The organism is Thermoflexibacter ruber (genome assembly GCF_900113045.1).
Classification (GTDB): Bacteria; Bacteroidota; Bacteroidia; order Cytophagales; family Thermoflexibacteraceae; genus Thermoflexibacter; species Thermoflexibacter ruber.
This window is the reverse complement of the sequence record NZ_FONY01000003.1, coordinates 65,470-88,691: the sequence shown is the minus strand read 5'-3', so window position 1 is coordinate 88,691 and position 23,222 is coordinate 65,470. Positions and strand designations below refer to the sequence as shown.

Sequence of the window (23,222 nt, the reverse complement as noted above, 5' to 3'; positions counted from 1 at the left end):
TTAACTACTAAATGAGCGAGAACGGGAGCCACTGAAAAAGCCACTGCTCGTGCTACGAGGGCGTGTAGTCATAGAACTACGCACAGTCCTGTGGTTATCAAAAGACCTACGATAAGACTCAGACGAATGATAAAAATGGGCTGGGGCATGATAGCTGTGCTGTCTGCCTAACATATTCCCTATGGCACTGTAATAGAGCAAGGTGCTTAGGTTTGAGCCTCCATGATAATAGTATTGTGTTTCTCCATTGCTGTAATTTCTTGTCTGCAAATCACTCGCTTCGGCATTACTATTTCCATTAACTCGATACGTGCGGTTGCCGTCAAGATAGGTATTATTAAAAGAAGAAGTAGTACTCGAGTCCACTACTGTCTGGTTAAGCAGGTGTGCTAAAGTATCTGGTTGTTCTTGCTCTAATAGTTGGCGTGCTTCTTCTATAGTCAGTACTTTTGTCGTACCATTCATATAACTAATATACGCTTTTGACTCTTGGTTCTCTTCGCCAACTTCCTCATGCACAATCTGAAACTTGTTAGGTTCTACTTCTTGTATGTATGTTTGCACGCTCTTAGTAAAAACAACTTCATGCTCATCTTCTTCGCAACTTTGTAAAAAGGCTGAACTTCCCAATAGAGCCAAAGTAAGCGTTGTACTAATTGTAATGTCTTTTACTTTGCGAATAATCGCATTTTTTCTCTTAAGAGTCATTGTTTGGTAAGGTAAAATTAGATTATCAAATAGATAGAGTATATTCTCGCATAATAACAAATTTGTCAGCTAATAAAGTTTAAGGTTAAATAACAATCTTGTTATTATAAATACGTAAAAATTAAGAATTTGTTGTTTCAAAGACACTAATTAGCCATTGAAGTCAATAATAGTCATTGCAATAGTCCTAATTTTCTTCTCATTGGCATTTTGCAGTTTTAGAGCAAGTATTTGATTTTCATAAAAAGTTTGTGCTATTTAGCACCTTTAATATGAAAAAAATAGCCTAAACAAGTCATGTTCAGCATACAAACCCTTGTTAGACCACACATTTTGACTTTAAAACCTTACTCCTCAGCCAGAGATGAATATACTGGAGCAGAAGGAATCTTTTTAGATGCCAATGAAAACCCCTTAGGGTCTGCATTGGAAAATGAAAGTTTCAATCGCTATCCTGACCCTTATCAACGAAAAGTCAAGGAAAAATTGGCAGTTATCAAAAACTGCTCACCTGCCCAAATTTTCTTGGGAAACGGAAGCGATGAGCCTATTGATTTGCTTTTCAGGGCTTTTTGCGAGCCTAAACAAGACAACGTAATCCTTATGCCTCCTACCTACGGAATGTACGAGGTCAGTGCAGATTTAAACTTAGTAACAGCTAAGAAAGTGAATCTTACGCCTGACTTTCAAATAGATATAGATGCTGTATTGAAGGCAATAGATAGAAATACTAAACTTATTTTTGTCTGCTCCCCCAACAACCCTACAGCAAATAGCCTAAAAAAAGTACATATTCGCTTGCTATTGAGCAATTTTGGAGGTTTAGTCATAGTAGATGAGGCATACATTGACTTCGCCAAAGACGGTTCTTGGATAGAAGAACTAAGCGACTTTCCTAATTTGGTAGTTTTGCAAACTTTTTCTAAGGCATGGGGGCTGGCGGCACTTAGGCTGGGCATGGCTTTTGCCTCTGAGGAGATTATTCAGATTTTGAATAAAATCAAACCTCCTTACAATATCAATGAGGCTACCCAACAGCTTGCTTTACAGGCTCTTGACCATGTAGAAAGAAAAGACACAATGGTAAAAACTATTTTGGCAGAAAGAGAAAAATTAGTAGCAAATTTAGTAAAAACACCTTGCATTGTCCGTGTCTATCCTTCTGATGCCAACTTCGTCTTGGTAAAAACCACCAACGCTAAGGGAATTTATGATTACTTGGTAGCGCAAAAAATCATCGTCAGAGACCGCTCCAAGGTTGTTCTTTGTGAGGACAGTTTGCGGATTACCGTAGGTACAGCAGAAGAAAATGCTAAACTCTTAGAACAGTTACGACAATACGAAGGGTAGTAGATAGAGGGCGAAAAGAAGAACAACAAGGTCATGGACTAAGGCATCATTAAGCTACTTGCTATCTTCTTTCTGAAGTTTTCATTAGTCAATACTTTTAACTCAAATTCATTCATACTCAAGCGAATCCGAATTGACTCTAAGATAGATAAGTCATTGATAAAATAGGCTAATTCTGTCTTGTTCCCTTTTTTGTCTGTGGCGTAAAGGGCTTTGGTAAGCACAAAAGCAGTAGAGCCTCCTTTCATGCCTGCATGCTCAAGCCATGATTTGTTAGCAGGATTTTCTAACAAAAATTCCATGACTTCGTCCAAATAGGCTTGTGTATTAGCATCAAAGTAAGTACGGCTATTGATTTTCTTTAGAATACTTATATAATCAGTTACAGTAGCACTTGGTAGGTTATCAGACCATACTTTTTGAATCTCCATGCTCATATCCCCTACTTCCCGTTTGTAAGTAGTATCCGTAAAAAGTTTCTGATGAATTTCCCTTGTGAAACCAATGTATTGCTCAGGCGTGAGTGCTTTTAATTTTTCTTCCAATGCCTTCCCCTTGAGCATTGGGAAGGCTTCTTTACCTACAAACAAAGAAGAAACAATGTAATAAATCGGTGTATGATTTTTTAATTCTAAGCTGTCTATTCTTTGATTTATCCTATCCAAACCCAATTTTTCTGATAACCACTCTGTATTGGCATTAGAACTATAGGCTATCATTCCCTTTGCAATCTCTCGGATACTGATATGGTTATTTTGAACTTTCTCTTTCACTGATTTTAACCAAGAGGGATGTGCCTCACCATCGGTATTAGGCACATAGAACTTATCTAATTCTTCTAAACTTACCTTTTCATCAGGATTGATTTGCCCACTTGCGGCTTGGGCGGCATACTCTATGGCTATGATGATTTTTACTGTACTTGCCAAAGGCATTACCTTATCAGCATTATGCTTAGCAAGCACTGTATCATTCCTCACAAGGAGTATAGAAGTTTTGGAGGGATTATTTTTGATAAAATCTAATACTTTTTCCTCATTAGGTGAAAGGTAATACATTCCAACAGCGGCTATCAACACTATTACTCCCAATAAGATACCCAATCCAATTAAGATTTTCATTAGCATAATAAAATAAAGGAATTAAATAAGATGGCTAACAGAAAAGGCATTACGTTTGCTCGTTTTCGCTCTTTCGTTTCCAAAGATAGCAAAGTTTTTTAGTTTCTCTCTACCACTCTATTTATTTTTAGTTTCACTACCTCCAAACTTTCAAGTCCTTCGTTATCAACCACTTTCACCGCAATTTGGTGTTCCCCTGCTTTGAACTTGTAAGTCTGTTTGCCCTCTTTGTCAAGCAAAACTGTCGGCAAAAATTGTTGTTCATTGTAGGCAAAGTCCCAAGCGTAAAATTCAATTCCTGCTTCGCTTTGTCCTGTCGCTAAAAACTCAATTTCTCGCAAATTTTTACTTGTTCCCAAGTCCTTAATTTCCACTTGCAAAGTTGGTTTTTTGGCAATCGGCACTATTTCCTCCACCGTTACCAACTTGATGATTACGTTTTCTTCGTTTTTCAATCTCGCAACTTCCTGCACTGCACCTTTGCCAAACGAAAACGCAATGATAAAACCCACAGGTTTCTGCTCAGCTTTGTTTTTTTCGTACAATGCCTTGTCGTAACGCATGACTGCCGAGTGAAAATTGTCAATTACATTTCGCCCCATATTTTCACTACGTTTAACTTGTATGGGTTGGTTTTCTCTCGTTCTGCCATCAAGCCCTAAATCGCCTCGCTGTTTTGAGTTGGCAAATCCGCCAAACTGAACTACTATCCAATTTTCAAACTCAAAGGCGTCTTTGTAACGCAAGGTATCGTAATCGTATTTATGAAGTTGCACCGTAAAAGGCTTTGAAAACAAACCTTGTTGTTTGTTCAACCGCAATTCGGTTACTTTGATAGCCTGCACACTTTGGTCTATGCCTATCCACTTTCGGTTCAGTCGGTCTGCAACTACTGCGGTTGTGCCACCACCTAAAAAACAGTCTAAAACTGTATTGCCTTCGCTACTTGCCATTTTGATAATCCTTTCAAGCAAGGCTTCGGGTTTTTGGGTTGGGTAGCCTATTTTCTCTTTTGATTGGGCTTGCAAATTATTTATATCTGTCCAAATATCACCCAATAAAACCCCTTTGCTTTTATCTAAATACCTTTTAAATCTTGGCGTACCGTTTTTGGTAATTTCTATCAGTCCATTAGCATACAATAAATCAAGTTTCTCGGCACTATTCATTGTTTTGGCTTTTTCTTCACCTACTAACTTTATCACTGCTTCCTTGTTGATAGACCAACTACGCCCAACGTTTTTGGGGTGATAACCTCGCCATTCTAAATCATTAGGATTGATACCTGCACCCGTCATATCATCTGACTTGTAAATTCCTTTTTCATCTTGATAACGATATGAACTTTCTAAATAGTCACCTTTGTAAGCCGCATAAATGGGGTTGTAGATAAAAGTTTCTGATTTGGAATAATACCAAATACAATCTTTTAGCACCGCAATTTTTTTCTTTGCATCATTATGGGCATTTGTTCGTTGCCAAACAATTTCACCTCTAAAATTCTTTTCGCCAAATATTTTATTGAGGATAAAAACCTTAATTTCGGCGTTGGCGTGCCAATCACAATGCACAAAAATACTTCCTGTGGGCTTCAAAGTGCGGTGCATTTCTTGTACTCTATCTTTGAGCCAAGCGATGTAATGGTCTATGCCGCCGCTAAATCTGTCCTCAAAACTGCGAATTTCACCCTTGTCGCCCCAAATCACCTCGTAAGTTCGGTTAGAGAAGAAGGGTGGGTCTATGTAAATGAGGTCTATGGTTTCGCTATCTATCGTTTTCAAGACTTCTAAACAGTCCCCTAAAATGAGTTTGTTGATTGCCACTTACCTTGTCTATTTTACAGTAACGTCTTATTTTTTCAGGTGTTGTCCTTAAAATTACCACTACACGCAAAATAAAATGATTTTTCTCAACCTCCATCCCTTTCTTCTGCTGAGAAAAGAACTTTTGAGAAAAAAATTTCAAAACCACTTTTGTTTGAGTATAACATCAAATATCTAACATGATAAACCTTACTCTATCTCTGCGACCTTCACCCCTGAGCCTGCCCGAATCTGCAAAATTCCAGAGGTAATTACGGTATCGCCCAATGCCAAGCCGTCTAATATCTGAATCTTATTTTCTGTACGTGTTCCCGTAATTACGTTCACACTTTCTGCCTTGCCACCTCTGACCACAAATACTTTCATCTGATTCATTTCTGGAATCAAAGCAGCAGTAGGAATCAAGTGGGCTTTTTCTATTTTGTTGAGTACGATGCTAATATTGGCAAAAGCTCCGGGATAAATCTCACTATCTCTATTGTTGGAAATAGCACGCACTTGGATAGTACGGGTAGAGGCGTCTATCTTAGGCTCAATCGCATAAACCGTTCCCTCGTATTCTTTTTTCTCATTTCCCGCTACAGTAAACTTTACCTTCGTTCCTTTCTTAATCGTTCCCATGTATTTTTCAGGCACAGCAAAATTCAGCTTTACAGTGCTAATATCTATCAAATCAGCTACTTTAGTATTTGGATTGATGTAGCTACCTTCGCTTACATAGCGCAAGCCTATGCGCCCACTGAAAGGAGCGACCAATTTAGTTTGCTCAATTCGTGATTTGATAGCTTCATTTTCAGCTATTTGCCTATTTAGTTCTGCGTTCAAAAGCTCAAATTCCTCTTCGCTAATGCCATCTCTCTCTCTCAATTTTTCATTTCTTGCCTTTCTCTTTTCCAAAAACTCTTTTTGAATGATGCCTCTTTTGAGTTGTGCTTGCAATTCTGCATCGTTTAGTGTAAGTAATAACTGTCCTTTGGTAACGGTAGAACCTTCTTCAAAGAAAATTTTAGTAATTTTTCCTGAGGTTTCACAAGCAAGCGAAACTTCCTCATTAGAAGCCACAGAGCCAACGGCGGTAATTTTGTCCTCCAATACCTCTTCCTTTACTATGTATGCCTTGATAGGCTGCGGCGGAGCATTTTTAGGCGCATTACTTGCTGGCTGCAAAGTTATTTCGGACTCAGTAGCCCCAAACCAACCTGCTTGGTAAGCAAAAATAGAAAGCAACACGAGTGCTATGATAATGATAGAAAGAACACGTATATTTTTTTTCATTTACTTATTAATGAATGAGCATGATAAAAATGTGAAAGAAAAAGTAAAGTTTGGCTGATATGCAAGTTTTCATAAAAAATTGGACAAAGATAAGTAATGACTTTGTACTTTTCAATTTTCTGAATAGGATTAAAAATCCCCATCAGCAATATTTTAAAAATACAATTTTTTCTTGCAAAAATTTTAAATTTAACATCATATTGATTGTAAAAATAAAAAAAATTCAATTTTGTTTATTTAAGCAGAACCATAATCGTATCTTTAATGTTTAAAAGTGGGCTTATTTTATTAAAAACCAATAGCCCAAAACCGAAATTATTTACCCAATAAAGCTACTTTTGACCAAAATGCAAAACATATTGATACAACCTATTAAAGATTCGCTTCCTGAACTTATCCAATCTTATGCACAAATTGCCGTCTTAGTAGATGAAAATACAAAAACCCACTGCTACCCTTTGCTCAAAGACCTACTACCTAAGCACCAACTTATTGAAATTCAGAGCGGTGAAGAACAAAAAAACTTAAATACCTGCACACAAATTTGGCAAAAACTCACAGATGCTGAGTTTGACCGCAAGGCACTACTTATCAATTTGGGCGGGGGTGTAATTGGGGACATGGGGGGATTCTGCGCCGCAACCTACAAACGCGGCATTGACTTTATCCAAATCCCAACTACTTTGCTTTCCCAAGTAGATGCAAGCGTAGGCGGGAAATTAGGGATTGATTTTGGGGCTTTTAAAAATCACATTGGCGTTTTCCAAGAACCCGCCAAAGTGCTTATAGATACTGTATTTCTGCAAACGCTTTCGTTTAGAGAGTTGCGTTCAGGCTTTGCTGAGGTCATTAAGCACTGCCTCATTGCAGATAAGCAAGCATGGAAAGATTTGATAAGCAAAGATATACATAGTCAAAATTGGGATAAGACTGTTCCGCACTCTATCTCCATCAAAGAAAAAGTCGTTAGGCAAGACCCCAAAGAAAAAGGACTAAGAAAGATTCTCAACTTTGGACATACCATAGGTCATGCAGTAGAAGGGTTTTACCTAACTAATCCACTGACAGACAAACTCTTGCACGGCGAGGCTATTGCGATAGGTATGATAGCAGAAGCATGGTTAGCGGTAAAAAAAGGCTTTATCCAAAGTACCGAGTTAGCAGAAATACAAAATTATATCATCAAAACTTTTGGGAAAATTAAAATAGAAGTTTGTCATTTTGAAGCAATTATTAAAAATGCTTTTCAAGACAAAAAAAATGAAAAAGGTATTATTATGGCAAGCCTACTCGCAGAAATAGGCAAGGCAAACTATGATATTCCTATTACTATAGACGACATCAAAGAAGGTTTAGAGTTTTACAATGAGATTTAACATTCGGAAAAGCAAAGTAAAAATGTAAGTTTTTATGTATTTTAAATAAAAAATGGTATTTTTGGAAAAATATACAATACTTTTTAAAAATTAGAACTTGAAACAAAAAGTGATGAAACAACTATTGGAAAAGTCATAAACAATATAGTAATAATCCTAAATTATGATTTTAATGCGAAATGTACTCGGCTAATTTTGTATAAATCCAAGATATTACTATGGTGTTATTCATTTGAAATAGGAAATAAAATTTTCATTTTGCAGTATTTATAACGTTTTTAAGATTTATTCTATTTTGTAAAAAAAGTAGTGTTTTTATACAAATTTAAAATAGAGATTTGTACTGAATTTGCTTATCAATCCTCAATAAGCCTCGTATTTATAAGGCTTTATCCCTGATAAGTGTTATTGAAAAATTATTAACAGCAAAAAATGAACAGGACTCCCTTATTGATATGGCTTTTTTCTGAGAGCATAAAAGGCAAACAGACTATGCTATTTTTTCTTATAGTAGTTTGCTTGTGGGCTATTACCCACCCTATCTCTGGTCAGCCTAAACCAATAAATAGTCCAAACGTTTCGCATCATGCTTACCTGAACCAGATGCAAAAAACCTACCCAAATGCAAAAGCCATTTTTACACTAAAAAGAAAAACGATAAACATTGGATTTGAAAAGAATGACAGCATAAGTATTGTCGCCGAGAATCGTTTTGAGATGTTGCATCTCAAAAATAAATCCGAACAGTATGCCACAGAGTCTGTGCCTTTTTCAAAATTTAACCAGATACTCAATATCAATGCTTATACACAAGTCTATGAAAATAGCAAACTCAAGAGAATCAAGGTACAAGAAAAAGACTACGTAACAAGTAGTATTGTTTCAAAAAACTGGTTCTATGATGATTACAAAGAAAAAACTTTTCTTTTTCCTGCTGTTGCACCGGGGGCTTTAACAGTGCTAAACTACAAAGAGGTTATCAAAGAACCGCGTTTTTTAGGTGTTTTTTATCTCAATTCTTATGTCCCTGTGGAGAAATCAGAATATGTACTTGTAGTGCATAAAGACATCAAAATAGCTTATAAACTTTATGGAACGCAAGGAGTAAATGTAAATTTCACAAAGAAAAAAGTAGGAGAGCAAATCATTTATACTTGGCGCGCAGATAAGTTGGCAGAGTATAAAATAGAAAAAGATGCCCCAAGTTTAAGCTACTACGAGCCTCATATCATCGCTTATATTACAGAAATAAAAAAGAAACCTTTATTGGCAAATGCTAATAGCCTCTATCAGTGGTATTACTCGCTCACCAAAGATGTGAATAAGGAAGTTTTGGCAGAGATGCAAGTTTTAGTAGATACTTTGGTCAAAGATAAACCTACAGACAGAGAAAAAGCCAAAACCATCTTCCAATGGGTGCAAAATCATATCAAATACATAGCTATAGAAGATGGCTTGAGTGGTTTTATCCCCAAAAGTGCCTCAGAAGTATTCAAAAATAGGCATGGGGATTGCAAAGACATGTCAAGTATTATCGTTACTATGTTAAAAATGGCAAATATCCCAGCCTACTTGACTTGGATAGGCACAAGAAAGCTACCCTATACCTACTATGATGTCCCTACCCCTATGGTGGACAATCACATGATAGCCACTGCAAAAATTGACGGAGAAAATATCTTTTTAGATGCCACTGATAGTTATTTACCTTTTAACATGCCTACAGCAATGATTCAAGGTAAAGAAGCTATGATAGGAATAGACTCTCTACACTACGAAATTGCTACTGTGCCTGTGGTAAAAAGCGAAGAGAATGTACTGATAGATACCTCTTATGTAGATATAGTTGGTGAAAATATCAAAGCCAAAGGCAAAATGTTGCTTACAGGATACTATAAATCAAACGCAGGATTGGACATTTTAGAGAAAAAGAAAGAAGAACAAAAAAATAATCTTGTCCGACTCTTAGGGTGTGATTACCTGCACCCAGAAGTAGGTCAAATCACCTACTACTTAGCAGAGGAAAACGACCAGCAAATAGACATTGCCTATGATTTTTTAGTGGAAAAACATACAAAAATAGCAGGTAAGGAGATTTTTTTGAATTTGCATTTGGATAGAAAGTGGCAATATGAAATGATAGACATTGGGAAAAGAAAAACTGATAGGGAAATCGAATATAAGTTCAATGATGTTCGTTGTTATGTAGTGAATGTCCCTAAGGACTGTAAAATTGAATTTATCCCGCCTAACAGTAGCTTCCAAAATGAAAAGTTTGGCTTTTCTATCGAGTATGCAGTCAAGGAAAATCAGCTTATCATGACTAAAAAGATGTATTGCAATGTACTTTTTATCACCAGCAAGGATTTTCATTTGTGGAATGAGATGATAAAGAGTTTAGATATAGCATACAGAAATAGTGTTAAAATAGTAAACCATTAAAAAAATAGCAACTCTATTAATTTTTGATACGTATAGTAGTTGGAAAAATTAGTAGAACCCCTTTATAAATTTTTAGAACAATAATAAACGAACTCATGCAAAAAGCCTTTTGGAAAATTACTTTTGCCATTTATTTCTTTGGACTTGCTATTAACCTGCATGCTATCCCTGCTCGCAAGCCTCTTTCAGGAAGTACCCAATTTGTACATCAAAGCTACAATTGGATTCAGAAACGTACTATTATGAATCTGAGTGAGGTAGAGAGCCAAGAAACAGCTATTATCTTGAAAGACAAGCGATTGATAGAATACGCTTATGACCTAAAGACAGGCAGACTGTTCATGTACGATACACGCCATAAAATCATCAGGGTCAATAGCCACTCGGCAATAGAAGAGTTCAATAAAGTATATATTCCTATGCGTAATGCTCTATCTATCATAGAGATTAAGGCAAGGTTTATCAGTAAGACGGGAAGAATCGTAGAGTTGGACAAGAACCAAATCAAAGACTTAGATAATCCCTATAATGCAGGTCTATTCAAGATTTTTGCTATCTCAGGAGCAGAAGTAGGAGGCGAGATAGAGTATATCTATACCTTGAAGCAACACCCTCGCTTTTTTGGCAGAGAAATTTTCCAGACCTCTGTAACTGCCAAAGACGTAAGTTTTGAGATAGTAACCCCTAAAAATTTAGTTTTTGAGGCAAAAAGTTACAATAATTTCCCTCAAATGGAAATGGATATAGATAGATATGCAGACAAAAACGTATTAGGCGTATATGTCAATAAAGTAGAATCTCTCGTTCCAGAACAGTATTCTTACTATCATGCGAACTTGATGCGGGTAGATTACAAATGGGGATATGACAAAGAGCAAACAGAAAAAGCCCATTTGATGACTTGGGATTACTTAGGAGAGTTTTTCCACTCGGATATTTATAGCTTTAATAAAAAAATGACGCTGACTGACCGCCAGAGAATGGAAAAATTCCTTAAAAAAATTATTCCTGCCTCAGCTACTTCAGTAGAGGAAAAAATCAAAGCTATAGAGAAATATATCAAGCAAAATATCCGACTGGCAGAAAATAGCCATAACAAAGAAGAGAACCCCTTAGATGTATTGAGAAATAGGCATGGTAGCGAAATTGGCATAGTACGTCTATTTGCCGCTTTATTTACTTTAGCTGACGTAGAGCATGAAGTTGTTTTGACCACAGATAGGACTTATGCTAAGTTTGATAGGGATTTCGAGACTTTAAACTATTTAGACAAGTATCTCTTTCATTTTCCTAATACTCAGCACTTTCTTGCCCCTCATAGCCCTGAATACAAATATGGGACAGTGCCTTATCATTACACACACAATCAAGGATTGTTTATCAGCCCCAGCTACGAAGGATTTGATATTTTTAGCTCAAAGATACAGGAAATACCTGCCTCTGAGTATCAAAGCAACTATGATTTGACAGAGTTAAATGTCAAACTTGCTCCTAATTTTAGCACGACAAATATACATCTAAAAAGGTCATTTTCAGGATACTATGCTGTAAACCTGCTTTATCATTACGAGAATTCTTCTGAGGCACAGAAGAAAGAAGTGATAGAAAATGTACTGCGCCGCTTTGGGAACGATATTAAAGTGGCTAATGTAGAGGTCAATCACCAGCAAGATGACCCTTACACAGATTATTTCAAAATCGAGGCAGATTTGACTACCTCCTCGCCAATAGAGTATGCAGGTAATAATTTCTTGTTCAGAATAGGAGATTTAATGGACAAGCACGAGAAGATAAGCAAGGAACAGGAAAGACACCTACACATAGAGCGTGATTATCAGCAAGGAGTGCATAAAATCATTTATTTGGAAATCCCAGAAGGTTATTGGATAAAAAATATCACTTCGCTAAACCAAGAGGCTTTCATAGAAGAAAACGGAGAGCGTACTGCCGCTTTTACTTCTCGCTATGATGTAGTAGGGAATAACTTGATTCGCATTGAAATAGAAGAATTTTACAAAAAAATAGACTACAGCAAAGATAAAATACAAGATTTCCATAAAATAACTAATGCAGCAGCGAGTTTCAATAAAATTGCATTAATATTTGAGAAAGAAAATTAAGCATCAGCCCGGCTCCTCAAAAAGAATAAATTAGCTTTTATTCATTACATTTATCTTTTTAATTGCAAATAAATACTACAAAATCATTTATTTTTGAAGTATAAAAAAGAATTGATGTATATGAGCAAGAAATTAGAAGATAAAATCTTAGAGGAGCTAAAAAAACGCGTTTTTGAGGAGGAGGAGAAACTGAAGCAAAAAAAGGAAAATGCAGAGGACAAAGAGGCTCTTCTGCAAGCCTTAGACGCAGTTACCTCTCTGAATGCTCAACAAATCAAAGAGATAGAGCAAAAAGTAAGGCAGGAACTCCTACTAAAAGAACAAAAGGCAAACCAATCACGCCGCCAACTTCTAAAATGGGGCATTGGCGGTGCTGTCGCCTTACTACTTGTGCTTTATTTTTTTTTCCGTCCTAAACCTGAACCACAGGTCATTTTATTAGAAACCTTTGACGACAACAGGAATGGTTGGTTGATAGGTCAGCCCTACATATACAAAAGGACTCATGAGAATAATACCTACGTATTTGAGTGTAACCGAAACGAATGGTGTTATTGGGACGATGCAAGTGTAAACCTCCCTGAAAGCTATACAGTAGAAGTAGGTTCTATTTGGAAAGAAGGAAATAATAAAGATACTTACGGCTTTTTGCTCATACAAGACAACACTCGTTTTGGCAACTTTGCAATGCAAGCAAATGGAGAGGCTTGTTACCAAGAGTACAAAAACAAAGAGTGGGCAGATTTTAAATTCAAGCCAGTAGCTACTGCCATAAGCAACAAAGAAAACTTACAAAAAGTCATCGTTAAAGGAAAAAGTTTTCAGTATTTTGTGAATGACATTTTTGTGGAAGAAGGCAAAATCGCAGCAAGTATTACTCCTAAGGAAATAGCACTGCGCGTATGTGGAAGGCAGAAAATTGCTTTTACTTTTGTCAAAGTAACTGATAACCAGACAGGCAATGTACTTATGCAGGAGCGTTTTGTAAAGCCACACCCCGACTGGGAATTTAAAGAATATTTTGATAAACAGTATAAAATAGAAAATGGGCAATATCTTATGAATATCCAAGACGGAGAAAATTGCTACTTTTCAGATATTCCTTTGCCTCCTACTATGGAAGCCAAATCAGGAGTAAACTACATCTTAGAGGTAGATTGCACTTGGAAAGAAGGAGATATGAAAAGTTTTGGCATTACTATCAATGACAATGCGAAAAATACGGTAAATTTTAATCTCCTTCCCGATGGCAAAGGAAGCGTAGCTACTTATGAAAAAGGCACGAACAAAAGCGTTTCTAATTGGAGAGGAGGTACTACTCAGAAAACTGACGGAAAAACGAACATACATCAAAAGGTTATCTTAAAAAATCAAAATAAAGAATACGAATACTACCTCAATGAACAGTTGATAGAAAGAGGAAAAATAGAAATCACTGTAAACAATGTTGGGTTGAGGTCTTGTGGAAAGCAAATTGTTGCCTTTGACAACCTAAAAGTTACTAAAGTATTCGAGTAAATTTGCACTGAAATAAAATGAGTTTAGAAAAACCTACGAGAACAAAAAGCCTTTGGCAGAAAAACTATAACATCAACGACAAAGTAAGCCAGTTTACTGTTGGGAAAGATAGAGAAACAGATTTATTCTTAGCAAAATATGACGTGCTTGGCTCTTTAGCCCATATTCAGATGCTGGAAAGCATAGGTTTATTGACTGCCAATGAGTTACAAGTTTTACAACAAGAACTAAAACTCATCTACCAATATATTCAAAGCGGCACTTTCCAAATCCAAGAAGGGATAGAGGACGTACACTCCCAAGTAGAGTTTCTCCTGACCGAAAAATTGGGCGAAGTCGGTAAAAAGATTCATAGCGGTCGCTCTCGCAATGACCAAGTATTGGTAGATTTGAAACTCTATTTGAGAAACGAATTAAAAGAACTTTGTATAGAGGTTAAGCAATTTTTTGACCTGCTTATTTCTCTGAGTGAAACATACAAAGAAATACTTTTAGTCGGTTATACGCATTTTCAAGTAGCTATGCCCTCCTCCTTTGGTATGTGGTTTGGAGCATACGCAGAAAGTCTTACTGATGACCTATTAGTAGTTCTCTCTGCTTACAAAATTGCTAATCAGAATCCACTCGGCTCAGCGGCAGGCTATGGCACTTCATTTCCTTTGAATAGGAAAATGACTACAGAACTACTTGGTTTTGAGGACTTAAACTACAACTCTGTGTATGCCCAAATGACCAGAGGCAAAACTGAAAAAGTAGTGGCTTTTGCCATAGGGAGCGTAGCAAGTACACTGAACAAATTGGCTTCTGATGTCTGTCTTTACATGAGCCAAAATTTTGATTTTCTTACCTTTCCAAAAGAACTTACTACAGGCTCAAGCATCATGCCTCACAAAAAAAATCCTGATGTTTTTGAGCTTATCCGTGCTAAGTGCAATCGCCTCGTGGCACTGCCCAATGAAATCCATCTGATTTTAGCCAATATGCCTTCTGGTTATCATCGTGATTTGCAACTTATCAAAGAAAACATCATTCCTGCTTTCCAAGAAATCAAAGACTGTATTCAAATCGCCTCCTATATGCTTGAGAATGTAATCGTAAGAGAAAACATTGTCGAAGATGAAAAATACAAGTACATCTTCAGTGTGGAGGCGGTTAATCAAGAAGTCCTCAAAGGAATGAGTTTTAGAGATGCCTACAAGAAAATAGGTTTAGAAATAGAAAATGGTATATTCGAGCCTGTAAAAATGGTCAAGCATACCCACGAAGGAAGCATAGGCAATCTTTGTAATGAGCAGATTCAAGCCAAAATGCAGAAAGTATGGCAAGATTTTGAATTTGAGAAAGCAGAAAAGATGTATGATTTGGTAAAATAAGCCTAAAAAAAAGCATGAAAAAAAATACTCCCATTGCCTACTTTATCGCAGAACGCATTAGCCAAAGTGCCAATGGTAGTTCATTTTCTGCCATTATTACCAATATTGCTATAGGCAGTATTGCACTCGGCTTAGCCACCATGATAGTTTCATTTATGATTTTTGAAGGTTTCCAACAAGAAATCAGAGAAAAAATTTTTAGTTTTTCTGCTCATATACAAATTACTAAGTACGATGCCAAAGAATCCTTAGAAAGTAAGCCTCTCTCTTTGGAGAGTAAAACTTTTAAGCAGGCTCTGGCTATGCCAGAAGTGCTACATATTCAGTCTTTTAGCCAGAAACCAGCCTTGCTCAAAACCGAAACAGAGGTCATGGGCAGTTTGCTAAAAGGAGTAGGACGAGATTTTGATTCTTTGAGGTTTAAGAAAAACATTGTAGAAGGAGGCTTTATTTCCTTCAATGACTCTACTCACTCTAACGATTTGATTATTAGTAAGTTTTTTGCTAATAAATTAGAATTAAAAATCAATGATACTATTATTGTCTATTTCATTCAAGACCCTCCCAGAGTTCGCAAAATGAAGATTCAAGGAATCTATGAAACAGGAATAGAAGATTTTGATAATCAGATAGTCATAGCTGATAATAAACTCATTCAGATTCTTAACAACTGGGCAGACTCGCTCACGGGGGGCTATGAGGTCTTTTTAAAAGATTTCAACCAATTACATAATGGCATGACAGAAAAGATGCTTGATATTATGGATTTTGACATGTGGTTAGATACAGTTACGGCTCGTTATGCACACTTTTTTGAGTGGTTTAATATGCTCCATCGCAACGTAATTATCTTTTTATCAGTGATTTTCTTTGTTGCTTGTTTCAATATAGTGTCTGTACTACTCATTCTCATTATGGAACGTACTAATATGATAGGTTCATTGAAAGCCTTTGGAGCAGGTGATATGTTGATTAAGAGGATTTTCTTTTATCATGGTTTACGGATTGTGCTAAGGGGAATGGTAGTAGGTAATTTTTTAGCTATACTTATTGGCTACTTGCAATACCGCTTCCATTTGATTCCTCTTGACGTAGAAACCTATTACATGGCTACCGTACCTATTGCATGGGATTTATCTAATATCGTGATAATAAATATTTTACTTATCCTTATTATTTCCTTAGTGCTTTGGATACCTACTTCTATTATTTCTCACATCAGCCCTATCAAAGCTATTAGGTTTGATTAGTACAAAAGTAAATACTATTTTTATGACTTCACAAGAGTTTGTTAGAGAATTAGTTAGCTGTTACGAACAAGAACGCAATCCTCAAAAGGCAAAAGCAATGTCTGCCTACATGAAAAATCTTTTTCCTTATTTGGGCATAAACCGTCCAGAAAGAGATAAAATCAATAAACCTCTTTTTCTTTTGATTAAAAAGGAAGTCAATGAAAATTTTTTGAAAGAAGTAGCTACCGCCATGTGGCAAAAACAAGAACGAGAATACCATTATTTTGCTCTTGATTTGCTGAGCAAATTTGTCAATCACCTTACGCCTTCTGCCTTGCCTTTTCTCACCAATTTAGCAGTTCAGCATGCTTGGTGGGATAGCATTGATTATTTAGCCTCAAAAATTATTGGAAAAATTATTTTAAAATATCCTGATTTACAAGCAGCTATGGATATTCTCAGCAAAGATGACAATATCTGGCTCAAACGTATCGCTATATTGCATCAACTCTCTTACAAACAAAAAACAGACCCTATCCGCCTATTCCACTATTGTTTAACCAATGCCGAGAACCCTGATTTTTTTATTCGCAAGGGAATTGGGTGGGCTTTAAGAGAATATGCCAAAACTAATCCGCAAGCAGTGATTGATTTTGTAGAAGCCAATGAACGCATGCTTTCTAATCTAAGCAAGAGAGAGGCATTAAAGAGATTGAGGTAGGAAATTTTCTTATTTATATTTTGCTGTTTTTATTTATCAAAACTCTTATCTTTAAGCCCACGCTATAAGTATGGAAACTCTTGTCTAATTATTTATACTTAAACCTTTTAGTAAATATGAATTTAAAAATACGTTCTCAACTGTCTTTCATGATGTTTGTAGAGTACTTCGTTTGGGGGTCTTGGTATGTAACTATGGGGACTTACCTTACCCAAACGCTCAAATTTGATGGCTTGCAGGTAGGCTCTGCCTATGGTGCCTTGTCTATCTCAGCGATTATTTCTCCTTTTTTTGTAGGCATGGTAGCAGATAGATTCTTTGCCGCTGAGAGAGTACTGGGTATATTACACATCATAGGAGGTATCTTGATGTATCTCATCTCTACAGTATCCTCCTTTGAAAGTTTCTATCCACTCATTTTTGCCTATACGCTTTGCTATATGCCTACCTTAGCCCTAACCAATGCGGTATGTTTTCACCAAATGAAAGACCCCAGCCAAGAATTTCCCAATGTAAGAGTTTTTGGTACAGTAGGTTGGATTGTGGCTGGTTTAGTACTTGGCTTCTTAAAAGTGGAGGCTTCTGTTACTCAAATGCTTATCACCTCGGGAATGTCTTTTTTCATGGGCATATATGCTTTTACGCTACCTCATACTCCTCCAAAGAAAAAAGGAGAAAAGGTTACAGTTTCTGATGTTCTTGGCTTAGAAGCCTTAGCACTAATGAAGCAAACCTCTTTCGCCGTAGTGGTGATTGCTTCTATCCTTATTTGTATTCCCCTTTCTTTTTACTACAATTTTACTAACCTGTTTCTCAACGAAGTAGGTATGGAAAATGCAGCAGGCAAGATGACTATGGGGCAGGCTTCTGAGTTTTTCTTTATGTTGGTGATGCCCTTCTTCTTCATTAGGTTAGGCGTAAAGAAAATGATTATGTTTGGTATGGCGGCGTGGACACTGCGATATTTACTTTTTGCCTTTGGCAATATAGATACAGGAATTTGGATGTTCTATTTGGGTATTATTTTGCATGGCATTTGTTACGACTTCTTTTTTGTTACAGGTCAAATCTACGTGGACAACAAAGCCCCTGCCCATCTCAAAAGTGCCGCTCAGGGCATGATTACTTTAGCAACTTATGGGATAGGTATGCTGATTGGCTCTTATGTATCTGGGGAAATTGTCAAACAAAATACAGTAGCTGATGCTGCTATTCCACATCTTTGGCAACAAATATGGATAGTACCTGCTATTTTAGCATTAGGCGTACTAATATTGTTTACTTTTGTGTTCAGAGAAGAAAAATCAGAGGTAACGGCACCAGCGAGTTAATTATGAACACTTCCCACCGTTTCTACGGTGGGCTTTTTTTAGAATAAAGATTGTTTTACTATGAAAAATGAGCAAATTACGATTAAGGATATTGCCAAAGCACTCAATATCTCCACTTCTACGGTTTCTCGCGCTTTGAGGAATCACCCTGATATTAGCGATGAAACGAAAAAAGCCGTAGCAGAATTGGCAAAGCAAATGCAGTATCACCCCAACTCGATTGCCTCAAGCCTTCGAAACAAGCGAACCAACACCATTGGTATCATTGTTCCTGAAATCATACATACTTTTTTTGCTTCTGTCATCGCTGGCGTGGAGGAAGTAGCTTACGCTGAGGGGTATAAGGTATTGATTTGCCAATCCAATGAAACTTATGAAAAAGAAATTATCAATATGCAAACGCTTATCTCGAGCCGCGTAGATGGTATTTTGGTATCTATCTCTAACCAAACTCAAAAATATGAGCATTTTGAGTGGGCTTTGCAAAGAAAAATTCCTTTGGTATTTTTTGATAGGGTTTGTGAAGACTTGAATACGAGTAAAGTAATTGTAGATGATTATGAAGGCTCTTTCCAAGCTACCGAACATTTGATTCTCTCGGGGTGTAGGCGAATAGCCCACATCGCAGGACCTCAAAACTTGGAGATATGCAAGAAGCGTAAAGAAGGTTATTTAGACGCGCTCAAAGCCCATGATATGCCTATTAACGAAGAACTAATCGTGTACTCGCATTTAGACCAACGCGAAGGAATGTTGCTGGCAGAAAAACTGCTGACCCTTCCCCAAAAACCAGATGCTATTTTTGCCGTAACAGACCCCGTAGCCATCGGGGCGCATATTGCTATTCGTAAGCATGGACTTAAAATGCCTGAACAGATTTCGCTCATGGGCTTCACCAATGATGCCGTATCAGACATCATAGAACCTTCTATCAGCACTATGGCACAGCCCTCCTTTGAAATGGGCAAGGTCGCTACTCGCCAGCTTATTTACCAAATTAAAAACAAAACTGCTAAACCAGAGCGAATCGTCTTAAAAACTGAACTCATAGAACGTAACTCTACCAAGAAAATCCGCTTGAAAGCACTCAGTCATTCATAATTTTTGAAGGGTACATTTTAATTACATCACAAGCAAATCAAAAATTAGGTGTATATTTGTAGTTAGTTTACAAAAATAGATTGTTGATTTGTCCAAATTGTTGCTTACTATTTATGGAACACAGATTTTTGAGTAATTCAACAGTGAAAATCTGTAAAATCTGTGTCCCAAAATTATTCTATAAAAAAGTTATTAGACTAACTTACTGAATACAAATAAAAATCAACTCATCGGAAACAAAGAAAATTAAGACGAATAGATACGCACTTATGAACAAAGCAGAAGAAAAACCAAGCATTGAAAAATCTCTCAATTTTATTGAGCATATCATCGAGAACGACCTCAAAGCAGGAAAAAATAATGGACGAGTGCATACTCGCTTCCCTCCCGAACCCAACGGCTACTTGCACATCGGTCATGCCAAGTCTATCTGTTTGAACTTTGGTTTGGCTCAGAAATACAACGGAAAGTGCAACTTGCGTTTTGATGATACCAACCCTATTACCGAAGACACGGAATATGTAGAGTCTATAGAGGCAGATGTGCGCTGGCTTGGCTTTCAGTGGGACAACAAGTTTTATGCTTCAGATTACTTTGACCAAATTTACCAATATGCCGTGCAATTGGTCAAAAAAGGTAAGGCTTACGTTTGCGACCTTACCCCAGAAGAAATTAGTGCTAACAGAGGTACACCAACCAAAGCAGGCATAGAAAGCCCCTATAGAAATAGAAGTATAGAGGAAAATTTGGACTTGCTTACCCGCATGAAAAACGGGGAGTTCAAAGACGGAGAAAAGGTTTTACGTGCCAAAATAGACATGGCTTCGCCCAATATGCACCTTAGAGACCCTATTTTGTACCGTATTCGCCATGCCCATCATCACCGCACAGGCGACAAATGGTGTATTTACCCTACCTACGACTTTGCACATGGTTACAGCGATTCTATTGAGGGAATTACACACTCTATCTGTACCTTGGAGTTTGAAGTACACCGACCTTTGTACGATTGGCTGATAGAGCAAGTAGAAATTCACCACCCACAACAAATCGAGTTTGCTCGCTTAAACTTGACTTATACGCTAATGAGCAAGAGAAAACTCCTTGAATTGGTGCAAAATAAGCACGTCAAAGGCTGGGACGACCCTCGAATGCCCACTATTTCAGGGCTAAGACGTAGAGGTTACACGCCTGCCGCTATCAGAGATTTTGCTGAGAGAATAGGCGTAGCCAAAAGGGACGGCATCATAGATGTAGCTTTGTTAGAGTTTAGCATCAGAGAGGATTTGAACAAAAATGCTCCACGCGCTATGGCAGTCTTAGAGCCTTTGAAAGTGGTATTGACCAATTTTGAGGAAAACGAAGTAAGAGAATTTGAGGCGGTGATTAATCCTGAGCAAGAAAATAGCGGCACTCGCAAGGTAAAAATGAGCAAAGTGATTTACATAGAAAGGGAGGACTTTTTAGAAAATCCTGATAAAAATTTCTTCCGACTAAGCCCCGCTCAGCCTGTGCGTTTAAAACATGCTTCTACCATGATTCGTTTAGAAAAAATAGTGAAAAATGCCGAAGGGGCAATCGAGGAGTTGCACTGCCAAGCTATTCCCGAACCAGAATACCAAGCAGGAGGCAATCCTAAAATCAAGGCAACTATTCACTGGGTAGGTGAAAAAGACAGCATAGAGGCAGAAGTAAGGCTTTACGATAGACTTTTTACCGTAGCAGACCTTTCGGAAGTAGAGGATTACACACAAGCACTTAATCCTGACTCTCTAAAAGTATTGAAAAACTGCAAGTTAGAATCTAATTTGAGCAATGCCAAAGTAGGCGATTCTTTCCAATTTGAACGAAAAGGCTATTTCTGCGTTGATATAGACAGTACTGCTAAAGAATTAGTTTTTAATTTGACAGTAAGTTTGAAAGATTCTAAGGGCAAGTAAATGAGATTTTTTTAAAATCAGTTGCTGCTAAAGATTAACAACCTTAACCATATATGTCTGTTTACAAAAAAATAGGCTTTTTCAGTGCCTTCATTATCCCTGCTTTGGTGATAGCAGGATATTACTTAGGCGGTGCTTGGAATTTTAGCACTGTGGTCTTTGTCTTTGTGCTTATCCCCATTATAGACCAAATAGTGGGGAAAGATGCTGAAAATGTAGAAGATAGAGTAGTTTCCCAAGTAGCTGAGGAGTTTTACTATCGTTTTATTTTGTATGTTTGGGTCTATGTGCAGTTGGCTTTTTTGGCGTGGGGTTGTTATGTCATTGCTCAGCAAAATATGACTTCTTTGGAATACATAGGCTTTATTTTGGGTTTTCCTTTGGTAACAGGGGGCATAGGCATTACAGTAGCCCACGAATTGGGACACAAAAAATCCAAGTTAGAGCGATTTTATGCCAAAGTCTTACTCATGACTACTTGCTACATGCACTTTTACATAGAGCATAATCGCGGGCATCACGTTCACGTAGGTACACCCAAAGACCCAGCCACCAGCCGAAGAGGGGAAAATTTCTATGCTTTTTGGGTGAGAACCGTCAGAGATAGTTACCTGAGTGCTTGGAGGTTAGAGTTTGAGAGAATGAGTAGAAAAGGTCTATCTAAGTTTAGCCTTCAAAATGACATGATTTGGTTTACCTTGTTGCCCATTTTGCTTTGCGCTGTCTTGACTGCTGTTTTTAGCCTACCCAAAGGAGTTATTTTGTGGGATATACCTATTTTCTTTTTTATACAAAGCATTTTAGGATTTTCTTTGTTAGAAGCGGTAAACTACATAGAACACTATGGAATTGTTAGAAAAGAAATCGCCCCAAATAAGTACGAAAAAGTGAACACTTTGCACTCTTGGAATGCTAATCAGTTGATTAGCAACTTTTTCCTTTTTCAGCTACAAAGGCACTCTGACCACCATGCCTTTGCTCATAAACGCTACCAAGTCCTCAAACACGTAGAAGAAAGTCCCCAACTTCCTGCGGGCTATCCTTCTATGATTCTGCTTGCTTTGGTGCCTCCGCTGTGGTTCAAGGTCATGGACAAAAAGTTAGATGAGTGGAAGCAAACAAGTTTAGCGTAAATTTGAAAAATTAATAAAAATTTAAAATATATTTAAAAAAATATCTAACTTGCATCGTATTTCAAAACTTCAACAAAATGAGAATTAGCATAATCTCTACTTCTCCAAGAAAATCAAGCAGTTCACTTAGAGTAGCCAAGAGAATAAAACAAATATTAGAGCATCAAAACTATCAGTCTATTGGTTTTTGTGATTTTGAAGGTTATGATTTGCCTTTGGTAGGGCAAGGGAGTATAGATAAAAATCATCTCACTGAGTTTCAAAAAAAACTCATACAAACTTGGGCAGAGGGAGATTTAGTATTTTTTACTATTCCTGAGTATAATTGGAACACCAGCCCTCAACTCATCAATGCCATACATCAGCTTGGGAATGAAGACTTTGCTTATCTGTTTAACAATAAAGTTTTTGCACTTTGCGGGGTTTCCTCTGGCAGAGGGGGCAGAATGCCTGCACTGCAAATAACTACTTTGCTCAATAAAATCATTAGTTTTACCTATCAACATGCTTTTGTTTCTCCAAAAATCTACGAATCTCATGAAACAAGCAAGAATGTAGATGAAAACGGAAACTCATTGGGTAATGCTATTTACGATAAAACATTGGAACAGTTTGTCAATTATTCTTTGGAGATAGCACGCAAATTCAGATTTTAAGA

17 protein-coding genes are annotated in these 23,222 nt (G+C 37.1%); 13 read left to right on the top strand and 4 right to left on the bottom strand.

Annotated features, from left to right (window positions below; translation table 11 throughout):
• Complete coding sequence (locus BM141_RS02375; RefSeq protein ID WP_091539396.1) at positions 1 to 708, bottom strand: Cj0371 family chemotaxis-regulating polar lipoprotein; 708 nt, start codon at positions 706 to 708, stop codon at positions 1 to 3.
• A 297-nt stretch (positions 709 to 1,005) separates the two neighbouring features.
• Between BM141_RS02375 and hisC the strand changes: the two genes are divergently transcribed.
• Positions 1,006 to 2,058, top strand: a complete 1,053-nt coding sequence (hisC, locus tag BM141_RS02370) for a histidinol-phosphate transaminase (RefSeq protein WP_091539393.1) — start codon at positions 1,006 to 1,008, stop codon at positions 2,056 to 2,058.
• A gap of 38 nt (positions 2,059 to 2,096) precedes the next feature.
• Here the strand turns inward: hisC and BM141_RS02365 are convergent, their stop codons facing one another.
• The 3 genes from BM141_RS02365 to BM141_RS02355 form a co-directional block, all read right to left on the bottom strand.
• On the bottom strand, positions 2,097 to 3,179 hold the full coding sequence (locus tag BM141_RS02365) for a serine hydrolase (RefSeq protein ID WP_177217238.1): 1,083 nt from the start codon (positions 3,177 to 3,179) through the stop codon (positions 2,097 to 2,099).
• Positions 3,180 to 3,277: 98 nt separating this feature from the next.
• The gene (locus BM141_RS02360) at positions 3,278 to 5,002 is read right to left on the bottom strand and encodes a site-specific DNA-methyltransferase (RefSeq protein ID WP_091539387.1); all 1,725 of its coding nucleotides are present in this window, start codon (positions 5,000 to 5,002) and stop codon (positions 3,278 to 3,280) included.
• Positions 5,003 to 5,191: 189 nt separating this feature from the next.
• The gene (locus BM141_RS02355; protein ID WP_091539384.1) at positions 5,192 to 6,277 is read right to left on the bottom strand and encodes an efflux RND transporter periplasmic adaptor subunit; all 1,086 of its coding nucleotides are present in this window, start codon (positions 6,275 to 6,277) and stop codon (positions 5,192 to 5,194) included.
• A gap of 347 nt (positions 6,278 to 6,624) precedes the next feature.
• Here BM141_RS02355 and aroB point away from each other — a divergent pair, with 347 nt between their 5' ends.
• From aroB to BM141_RS02290, 12 genes are all read left to right on the top strand, one after another.
• Positions 6,625 to 7,653 (top strand): 3-dehydroquinate synthase, encoded by a 1,029-nt coding sequence (gene aroB / locus BM141_RS02345; protein WP_091539376.1) that lies wholly within the window; start codon positions 6,625 to 6,627, stop codon positions 7,651 to 7,653.
• Positions 7,654 to 8,085: 432 nt separating this feature from the next.
• The gene (locus BM141_RS02340) at positions 8,086 to 10,095 is read left to right on the top strand and encodes a DUF3857 domain-containing protein (RefSeq protein ID WP_091539373.1); all 2,010 of its coding nucleotides are present in this window, start codon (positions 8,086 to 8,088) and stop codon (positions 10,093 to 10,095) included.
• A gap of 95 nt (positions 10,096 to 10,190) precedes the next feature.
• Positions 10,191 to 12,215 carry a DUF3857 domain-containing protein gene (locus BM141_RS02335; protein ID WP_091539371.1) on the top strand — a complete coding sequence of 675 codons (2,025 nt, stop codon included), beginning with the start codon at positions 10,191 to 10,193 and terminating at the stop codon, positions 12,213 to 12,215.
• 120 nt (positions 12,216 to 12,335) lie between these two features.
• Positions 12,336 to 13,733, top strand: a complete 1,398-nt coding sequence (locus tag BM141_RS02330) for a hypothetical protein (protein ID WP_143090767.1) — start codon at positions 12,336 to 12,338, stop codon at positions 13,731 to 13,733.
• A gap of 17 nt (positions 13,734 to 13,750) precedes the next feature.
• Positions 13,751 to 15,106: an argininosuccinate lyase gene (argH, locus tag BM141_RS02325; protein ID WP_091539364.1), complete on the top strand. Its 1,356-nt coding sequence runs from the start codon at positions 13,751 to 13,753 to the stop codon at positions 15,104 to 15,106.
• A gap of 14 nt (positions 15,107 to 15,120) precedes the next feature.
• Positions 15,121 to 16,356 carry an FtsX-like permease family protein gene (locus tag BM141_RS02320; RefSeq protein ID WP_091539360.1) on the top strand — a complete coding sequence of 412 codons (1,236 nt, stop codon included), beginning with the start codon at positions 15,121 to 15,123 and terminating at the stop codon, positions 16,354 to 16,356.
• A 22-nt stretch (positions 16,357 to 16,378) separates the two neighbouring features.
• On the top strand, positions 16,379 to 17,059 hold the full coding sequence (locus BM141_RS02315) for a DNA alkylation repair protein (protein ID WP_143090766.1): 681 nt from the start codon (positions 16,379 to 16,381) through the stop codon (positions 17,057 to 17,059).
• 116 nt (positions 17,060 to 17,175) lie between these two features.
• Complete coding sequence (locus BM141_RS02310; RefSeq protein WP_091539353.1) at positions 17,176 to 18,390, top strand: nucleoside permease; 1,215 nt, start codon at positions 17,176 to 17,178, stop codon at positions 18,388 to 18,390.
• Between the two features lie 60 nt (positions 18,391 to 18,450).
• Positions 18,451 to 19,491 (top strand): LacI family DNA-binding transcriptional regulator, encoded by a 1,041-nt coding sequence (locus tag BM141_RS02305; RefSeq protein ID WP_091539349.1) that lies wholly within the window; start codon positions 18,451 to 18,453, stop codon positions 19,489 to 19,491.
• 269 nt (positions 19,492 to 19,760) lie between these two features.
• A complete protein-coding gene (locus tag BM141_RS02300) occupies positions 19,761 to 21,431 on the top strand; it encodes a glutamine--tRNA ligase/YqeY domain fusion protein (RefSeq protein ID WP_091539346.1) in 1,671 nt (556 codons plus the stop codon).
• 53 nt (positions 21,432 to 21,484) lie between these two features.
• Complete coding sequence (locus BM141_RS02295) at positions 21,485 to 22,564, top strand: alkane 1-monooxygenase (protein ID WP_091539342.1); 1,080 nt, start codon at positions 21,485 to 21,487, stop codon at positions 22,562 to 22,564.
• Between the two features lie 77 nt (positions 22,565 to 22,641).
• Positions 22,642 to 23,220, top strand: coding sequence for an NAD(P)H-dependent oxidoreductase (locus BM141_RS02290; protein WP_091539338.1), 579 nt, complete (start codon positions 22,642 to 22,644; stop codon positions 23,218 to 23,220).
• Positions 23,221 to 23,222 lie beyond the last annotated feature (2 nt).

What these genes read in the sequence shown, in the direction of transcription:
- BM141_RS02295 (WP_091539342.1), top strand. Translation starts at nt 21,485, where the DNA reads ATGTCTGTTTACAAAAAAATAGGCTTTTTCAGTGCCTTCATTATCCCT.
- BM141_RS02290 (WP_091539338.1), top strand. Translation starts at nt 22,642, where the DNA reads ATGAGAATTAGCATAATCTCTACTTCTCCAAGAAAATCAAGCAGTTCA.
- hisC (WP_091539393.1), top strand. Translation starts at nt 1,006, where the DNA reads ATGTTCAGCATACAAACCCTTGTTAGACCACACATTTTGACTTTAAAA.
- BM141_RS02300 (WP_091539346.1), top strand. Translation starts at nt 19,761, where the DNA reads ATGAACAAAGCAGAAGAAAAACCAAGCATTGAAAAATCTCTCAATTTT.
- BM141_RS02310 (WP_091539353.1), top strand. Translation starts at nt 17,176, where the DNA reads ATGAATTTAAAAATACGTTCTCAACTGTCTTTCATGATGTTTGTAGAG.
- BM141_RS02335 (WP_091539371.1), top strand. Translation starts at nt 10,191, where the DNA reads ATGCAAAAAGCCTTTTGGAAAATTACTTTTGCCATTTATTTCTTTGGA.
- BM141_RS02330 (WP_143090767.1), top strand. Translation starts at nt 12,336, where the DNA reads ATGAGCAAGAAATTAGAAGATAAAATCTTAGAGGAGCTAAAAAAACGC.
- BM141_RS02305 (WP_091539349.1), top strand. Translation starts at nt 18,451, where the DNA reads ATGAAAAATGAGCAAATTACGATTAAGGATATTGCCAAAGCACTCAAT.
- BM141_RS02320 (WP_091539360.1), top strand. Translation starts at nt 15,121, where the DNA reads ATGAAAAAAAATACTCCCATTGCCTACTTTATCGCAGAACGCATTAGC.
- aroB (WP_091539376.1), top strand. Translation starts at nt 6,625, where the DNA reads ATGCAAAACATATTGATACAACCTATTAAAGATTCGCTTCCTGAACTT.
- BM141_RS02375 (WP_091539396.1), bottom strand. Translation starts at nt 708, where the DNA reads ATGACTCTTAAGAGAAAAAATGCGATTATTCGCAAAGTAAAAGACATT.
- argH (WP_091539364.1), top strand. Translation starts at nt 13,751, where the DNA reads ATGAGTTTAGAAAAACCTACGAGAACAAAAAGCCTTTGGCAGAAAAAC.
- BM141_RS02340 (WP_091539373.1), top strand. Translation starts at nt 8,086, where the DNA reads ATGAACAGGACTCCCTTATTGATATGGCTTTTTTCTGAGAGCATAAAA.
- BM141_RS02315 (WP_143090766.1), top strand. Translation starts at nt 16,379, where the DNA reads ATGACTTCACAAGAGTTTGTTAGAGAATTAGTTAGCTGTTACGAACAA.
- BM141_RS02355 (WP_091539384.1), bottom strand. Translation starts at nt 6,277, where the DNA reads ATGAAAAAAAATATACGTGTTCTTTCTATCATTATCATAGCACTCGTG.
- BM141_RS02365 (WP_177217238.1), bottom strand. Translation starts at nt 3,179, where the DNA reads ATGAAAATCTTAATTGGATTGGGTATCTTATTGGGAGTAATAGTGTTG.